Source organism: Methylobacterium sp. ARG-1, assembly GCF_001262595.1.
In the GTDB taxonomy this organism is placed as follows: Bacteria; Pseudomonadota; Alphaproteobacteria; order Rhizobiales; family Beijerinckiaceae; genus Methylobacterium; species Methylobacterium brachiatum.
Genome location: NZ_LHCD01000074.1, coordinates 1 through 5884, shown reverse-complemented (window position 1 = coordinate 5884; position 5884 = coordinate 1). Strand labels below are relative to the sequence as shown.

The 5884-nt window shown below is 64.7% G+C and carries 5 protein-coding genes and 4 pseudogenes; 4 read left to right on the top strand and 5 right to left on the bottom strand.

All coding sequences use genetic code 11. The annotated features are described in order from the left end of the window. Together AKJ13_RS29810 and AKJ13_RS29805 are read right to left on the bottom strand one after the other, a co-directional pair. A pseudogene (locus tag AKJ13_RS29810) lies at nt 1–987 on the bottom strand (Tn3 family transposase); the annotation flags it as partial. Between the two features lie 65 nt (nt 988–1052). Beyond that, on the bottom strand, nt 1053–1622 hold the full coding sequence (locus tag AKJ13_RS29805) for a recombinase family protein (protein ID WP_050736548.1): 570 nt from the start codon (nt 1620–1622) through the stop codon (nt 1053–1055). A 221-nt stretch (nt 1623–1843) separates the two neighbouring features. Between AKJ13_RS29805 and AKJ13_RS29795 the strand changes: the two genes are divergently transcribed. Together AKJ13_RS29795 and AKJ13_RS31805 are read left to right on the top strand one after the other, a co-directional pair. Continuing rightward, nucleotides 1844–2976, top strand: a protein-coding gene (locus AKJ13_RS29795; protein ID WP_144426458.1) for an IS3 family transposase whose coding sequence is annotated in 2 segments (ribosomal slippage) — nt 1844–2099 and nt 2099–2976 — 1134 coding nt in all. Because the reading frame shifts where the segments join, the coding sequence is not laid out codon by codon here. A 65-nt stretch (nt 2977–3041) separates the two neighbouring features. Beyond that, a pseudogene (locus AKJ13_RS31805) lies at nt 3042–3215 on the top strand (IS66 family transposase); the annotation flags it as partial. Here the strand turns inward: AKJ13_RS31805 and AKJ13_RS31170 are convergent. Together AKJ13_RS31170 and AKJ13_RS29790 are read right to left on the bottom strand one after the other, a co-directional pair. Next, entirely contained in the window at nt 3196–3708 is a 513-nt protein-coding gene (locus AKJ13_RS31170; RefSeq protein WP_082317213.1) for a transposase, read from the bottom strand. The pseudogene AKJ13_RS31805 and the gene AKJ13_RS31170 overlap by 20 nt on opposite strands. Nucleotides 3709–3875: 167 nt before the next feature. After that, nucleotides 3876–4151, bottom strand: a pseudogene (locus AKJ13_RS29790) (IS6 family transposase); the annotation flags it as partial. Nucleotides 4152–4330: 179 nt separating this feature from the next. Between AKJ13_RS29790 and AKJ13_RS33210 the strand changes: the two are divergent. Both AKJ13_RS33210 and AKJ13_RS31165 read left to right on the top strand, forming a co-directional pair. Continuing rightward, on the top strand, nt 4331–4456 hold the full coding sequence (locus AKJ13_RS33210) for a hypothetical protein (RefSeq protein WP_280137138.1): 126 nt from the start codon (nt 4331–4333) through the stop codon (nt 4454–4456). 89 nt (nt 4457–4545) lie between these two features. Further along, nucleotides 4546–4821, top strand: coding sequence for a hypothetical protein (locus AKJ13_RS31165; protein WP_244471805.1), 276 nt, complete (start codon nt 4546–4548; stop codon nt 4819–4821). Between the two features lie 526 nt (nt 4822–5347). Here AKJ13_RS31165 and AKJ13_RS29785 read toward each other — a convergent pair. Then, nucleotides 5348–5884, bottom strand: a pseudogene (locus AKJ13_RS29785) (hypothetical protein); the annotation flags it as partial.

Here is a 5884-nt window from a genome sequence, read left to right as displayed (position 1 = left end):
CCGATCGGCGAGGTCGCGAAGCCGCGGCAAGAAGCGGTAGCCGAGCAGATGGCAAAGCGCGAAGACATGGTCGGTCGCGTCGCCAGTGTCGGCGTAATGCACCCGCGGGGCCAGCGAGCTGCCGTGCAGGAGCAGCCCGTCGAGAACGTAAGGGGCTTCGCTCGCCGTCGCCGAGATCACGCGCGAATGGAACGAGGCGAAGTGGTCGGAGAGATGGGTGTAGACCTTCACGCCCGGCTGGCCGCCGTACTTGGCGTTCACCTCGGCGGCGCCCGCGCGCTCACGGCCGGCCCGGAAGAACTGCCCGTCGGACGATGAGGCCGAGCCGTCACCCCAGTGACGAGCGAACGAGAGCTGGTGGTGAGCGTCGATGATCGCGGCAAGCGCCGCGCGATAGTTCTCCTCCGAGAGATACCAATTGTGGGTCCAGGCGAGCTGGGCGTAGCTCACGCCCTGGCTGGCGTTCGCCATGCGTTCGAGGCCGAGATTGGTGCCATCGGCCAGGACGGCGGCGAGCACGGCATTCGGATTGTCGTGGATTTTGCCACTGCGCAGGTCGCGAAAGGCCGAGAGGAAGCCCGTGCGGGCCGCTACCTCGCGCAGGAGTTCGGTCACCCGCACGCGCGGCAGGAGCGCGTCGAGCCGGCGGTCGAGGGCCTCGGCCTCGGGCGGCGTGATCGGCGCAAGCGGCTTTACCTTGAGCTTGCCCCGCACCAGCGACACGCCTTCCAGCTTGCCCTGGCGCAACAGTCGCGAGAAGCGCTTCAGCCCCCAATCGAGCGTGCGGGCGCGCGTCGTCAGATACGCGGTCGCGTCGATGTCGATCGGCAATCCGGCGGCGACCTCGATCGCCTCGCCCTTCGGCAGCAGGTAGGCGTCGAACCGTCGGTAGTTCCGGGTGCCCTCGATCCAGACGTCGCCGGCACGCAGCCGGTCGCGCAACGTCGAGAGCACCGCGATCTCGTAGAGCCGGCGGTTGATCCGGCCGTCCTCGTCGGGGTCACTGCAAGAAAGTGACGGCTGCGTACGCTAAGGCGGAACGGAGAGCGAACTCAGGCCGAGGGTTCGGTCCCGGGGCTGGCGAGGGCTTCGTAGAGGGCGGTCTTGCCGACCTTGATCCGAGCGGCAGCCTCGCGCACGGTGAGACCGACGGTGAGGAGGGCTCGGGCTCGGACGAGCTTGTCCAGCGTGACCACGGGCTTTCGGCCTCCCTTGCGCCCGCGCGCTTCCGCGGCCCGCAACCCGGCGCTTGTGCGCTCGCGGATGAGGTCGCGCTCGAACTGGGCGAGCGCCCCGAACAGGTGGAACACGAGTGTGCCGCCCGGCGTCGTGGTGTCCACACCCTCGGTCAGGGACCGGAACCCGATGCCCTTGGCCTCGAGCCGCCGCACCGTCTCGATCAGGTGCGCCATCGAGCGGCCGAGCCGGTCGAGCTTCCACACCACCACGGTGTCGCCGCGCCGGACATAGGCGATGGCCTCCGTCAGGCCCGGACGGTCGGCCCTGGCGCCCGAAGCGCGGTCTTCGAACACGTGGTCGCAGCCGGCGCTGCGCAGGGCATCGTGCTGAAGCGCCAGCGTCTGATCGGCGGTGGACACGCGCGCATAGCCGATCAACGCCACCCCGATCCCCCTACTGTCCGTCTACGCGTCCGGGAATCATCTTGTCCGTCTTGCCGTTATCAAGCCATGTTGCCGGACAGGTGCGGCCTTGGCCGTCATTCGGCCGTTTGACGGATCGATCCGGCCTGCTCCGACAGAGGTGGCTCGGGGAAATTGCACAGTGGGGCTAAGTGGAATTTCTGCCTGACGGCGGCCAGGATGGCTGCGGATCAGGAGCGATGATGAGCAAGCGACAACGCCGGAACCATCTTCCAGCTTTCAAGGCGAAGGTGGCTCTGGCTGCCCTGCGGGGCGAGAAGACCCTGGCCGAACTGGCCCAGCACTTCGATGTCCATCCCAACCAGATCACGGCCTGGAAGACCCAGCTTCTCGACGGGGCTGCCGGGGTGTTCGGATCCGCGCCCCGGTCGGAGGCGGCACCGACTATCGACGTGAAGACGCTGCACGCCAAGATCGGCGAGTTGACGCTGACCAACGATTTTTTGTCCGGCGCGCTCGGCAAAGCCGGTCTGCTGAGCGCAAAGCGATGATCGATCGCGGGCACGATCTGCCCATCGCCAAACAGGCCAAGGCGCTCGGGATCAGCCGGGGCAGCGTCTACTACCTGCCACGTCCGGTCCCGGCCGCTGATCTCGCGGTGATGCGGCGGATGGACGAGTTGCATCTCGAACTGCCCTTCGCGGGGAGCCGGATGCTGCGGGATCTCCTCAACAAAGAGGGCGTCGCGATTGGCCGCTGCCATGTCGCGACGCTGATGAAGCGCCTGCGCATCGAGGCGCTCTACCGCAAACCGAGTACCTCGAAGCCTACGCCAGGGCACAAGATCTACCCGTATCTGCTGCGGGGGCTAACGATCGACAGACCCAATCAGGTCTGGGCGATGGACATCACCTACGTTCCAATGGCGCGTGGGTTTGTCTACTTGGCGGCCGTGATCGACTGGTTCAGCCGCCGGGTCCTGTCCTGGCGGCTATCGATCACCATGGAGGCCGATTTCTGCGTGGAGGCTCTTGAGGAGGCGCTCGCCCGGCACGGCCAGCCGGAGATCTTCAACACCGACCAGGGCTCGCAGTTCACCAGCCACGCCTTCACCAGCGTGCTGCGGCAGGCGGGGATCGCCATCAGCATGGACGGCACGGGCGCGTGGCGCGACAACGTCTTCGTCGAACGATTGTGGCGGTCAGTCAAGTACGAGGAGATCTACCTGCGGGCCTACGATACCGTCAGCATGGCGCGCGCGTCGATCGGCCGGTATCTCGCCTTCTACAACGAACGCAGGCCCCATTCGAGCCTTGACCGGCGCACCCCAGACCAAGCCTACTTCGACAGGCTGCCGCATCCCGTGGCGGCCTGAACCCGGCAGGATATCCACTCATCCAAGCCCAGTTCGCTGTTCAGACAAACCAAACCACCTCTCCCAACAACGGGTCAGAGCGGCTGCTGCGTCCGGCCGTCGTCCAGCGGAAGGTGACCAACGGCTACCGCGCCATGTGGGCGGCCGAGGGTGAGGCCGCCATCCGCACCGTCGTCGACACCGCGCGCCTCACCGGCAGCAGCCCGTTCGGCGCCATCCTCAAAACCATTGGCGCCTGAACCCCGCCATCACACCCTGGGTAATTACGAGGCGGGCGATCAGGCTCTGTAGATCACGCAAGGCTTGGGCCGGTGGTGTCCAGAGTTTTGGGCGCACCAACTGGCCATAGCGTGCCAGGAGATGAGCATCGATCCGATCGGTCTTCCCGAGAATGCCCAGTGCCTTGGCAAAACTGCGCACCCGTGCCGAATTGACGATCGAGACCTGCATGCCCGCTGCGGCAAGCCGGTGCGCGGCCACCTCATGATAGGCCGCCGTAGCTTCCATGATCAGATGGGTATCCGCCACCCGTGCTCCAGAGACCTGAGTGACCCAGCGCGCGACCCGATCAACGCCTTCAGGGCTGTTGGGGAACGAGCGCTGGCCCAGGGGCTTGCTACCTGTTGAAGTCAGGACCGCGCAGTCCAGGCTGGCCTTTGCGACGTCAATGCCAAGAAGTACCAAGGTGTCGTCTCCTCGTTCGAGGCGCCCCTGTCTACTCACCTTGTTCATGCAGGCTCATCCCACGCAGGGAGGCCTCTGCTACCGTCCAATCTCGTCAAGGGCGCAGTGGAGAGGCCGGGCGCATGATCTACATCGCAGACTCGTGGTCTCACGTTTCGTTCGGGCTGACCCGGCCTCATACCTCAGGAAAGACCCGAGGCGCCGATCAGATACAACGTTTCGTCGATCCTGATCGAGCCGCAGTGTGGTTTGCGGAAGGCTCGCAGCCGCTTCTCGATCAACGGTGCGTAGGCCAGGACCCAGCGGTTCAGGGTGGAGTGGTCCACCTCCAGGCCGCGTTCCAGGAACAGTTCCTCGATATCGCGGTAGCTCAGCGGGTAGCGCAGGTACCAAGAGACGGCCTGCACGATCAGGGCCGCCTCGTGGTGCCGGCCCTTGAAGTCCGCCTTGGCGCGCTGCTTCAGCTTGGCGGCGATGGCAGACAGGATCATGGGCCGGCTCCAAGGCGGAGGCGGCAAGCTGAGTGGATATGGCTAACTACCCGTGAACGGATGCGCATCCGCGTTTGCGACACGCCCCTTTGGATGGCGGTACGGGGACTATCGAACCAACCCTTGCGTGGTTCGATAGTGGCAGGCCGACGGAGACCGGCACGGCCGGTCCGCTATGAGTGACCTTTATCAAACCAACGCTTCCGGCTGCGTTCGACGAAAAGCCGCCGGAAGAACGATGCGCTTTTGATGTGACCAAAAAGGCCGCCGCGCCGGATCGTGACAAGCGCGGCAAGCCGGGATAAAAGCGCAATTCAATTGCTAATAGGTCCCGAGTTTGACCGTCCTAACCGTTCTCAGCGGCCGCGGAACTGTGGCCGCACCTGAATGCGAGATGGTGCGTGTTCGTTACCACATCACGGTCGAGCGTCGGTTGGATGGTGTAGTCGCGTATGGCACGTTGAGCGGCAATCCCGATGGACTTCATCCGATCTGGCTTCAACCCGATGCGCTGTTACAAATGGAAGGTAGACAGCGGCTCAACATATCCGTGACCGACCTGATCGGCGCTGACGCGATGTTCGAGAGCACCGGGAATGTGCCGGAGTTCAAGCCGAAAACGAAGCAGGTGCGCAAACCGCTACGACCACGCGGAACGGGTGGGGGTTAGCTGATCCGCTTAGTCCGGCTTGAGTACGGGATGCGCGCCCGGCTCCGACCATGTCACAAGGGAACTGCTGCGACGCAATAATGTTGCTGCACCGCACGTCTCAACACGTGCAACGCTTCTAGGCGTTTCCTCCCTTGACTTGGGCCGCCGATCATTGGGCGGCCTCTTTTCGTTTTAGATGGTCTTTTTTGAGTATACCCGAACTGAACCGCTCCATCTCACTCCCGGCGTCGCCTGACCCCGACGTACTGCTTGAGAAGAGAGACGGCCGCAGCCCCGATGATACTGCGTGTTGCGTTGCTCGCCACGAACTGAGCGGCGACCGCCCCTTTGCTCACGACGGCCGTACCGAACGCCGCCCATGTCCCGCCGGACAGTATCACCCCTGCTGCAACGCCGCCGGTACCGGCGACGAGGACCGCACCTGCGCCGACCCAGAAGACCGTCCTCGCGTTTGGAGAGAGGTGCACCCCATCGGAAGGGTAGATATTGATTTCGACCAGCCTCTTAGCTCGACTTTGGCCATTCAGGCCGCCTGGCACAGGGCGTAGGCCCAGGCTGGTGGAAGACGGAACCGACGTTTCCTGCGGTCGCGCCTGCGGGGTGACGTCGACAAACCCTGCTGGCACCAGATCGTGTGACGGACGGCTGCGAGAGCATCAGAGAAGGTGGGCTGCGGTTTGGGGTACCACGCTGTCGCCGCGACCTGCCGCCTCTCACGTGCTGTCAGCCGGGTGGCGAGCAGGGTGACGATGGAGAACAAGGCGAGCAGGCAGGGGGTCGTACGAGCGATGGCCTTGTCGGACCATTGCCGCTGGGTCTCGACGCCGAGATGGGCACGCGCTTCCTGGAAGGTGACCTCGACCTGCCAGCGCCGGACGAACCACGTCACGATCTGGGTCGGGTCTCGTGCTGGGTCGGTGCAGAGCAGCGATTGGGGCTCGAAGCGCTTCTCGGGATCGCGGATCAGAACCCAGCGGATCGGCACCCCTGGTAGACCGGAATGATGCCAGACGGCGGTGGCCGAGGTGATCTCGATCTTGCGCTCGCCCATGCCGTACCA

Coding starts and splice junctions, on each gene's coding strand:
- AKJ13_RS31165 (WP_244471805.1), top strand. CDS start 4,546: ATGGTGCGTGTTCGTTACCACATCACGGTCGAGCGTCGGTTGGATGGT.
- AKJ13_RS31170 (WP_082317213.1), bottom strand. CDS start 3,708: ATGAACAAGGTGAGTAGACAGGGGCGCCTCGAACGAGGAGACGACACC.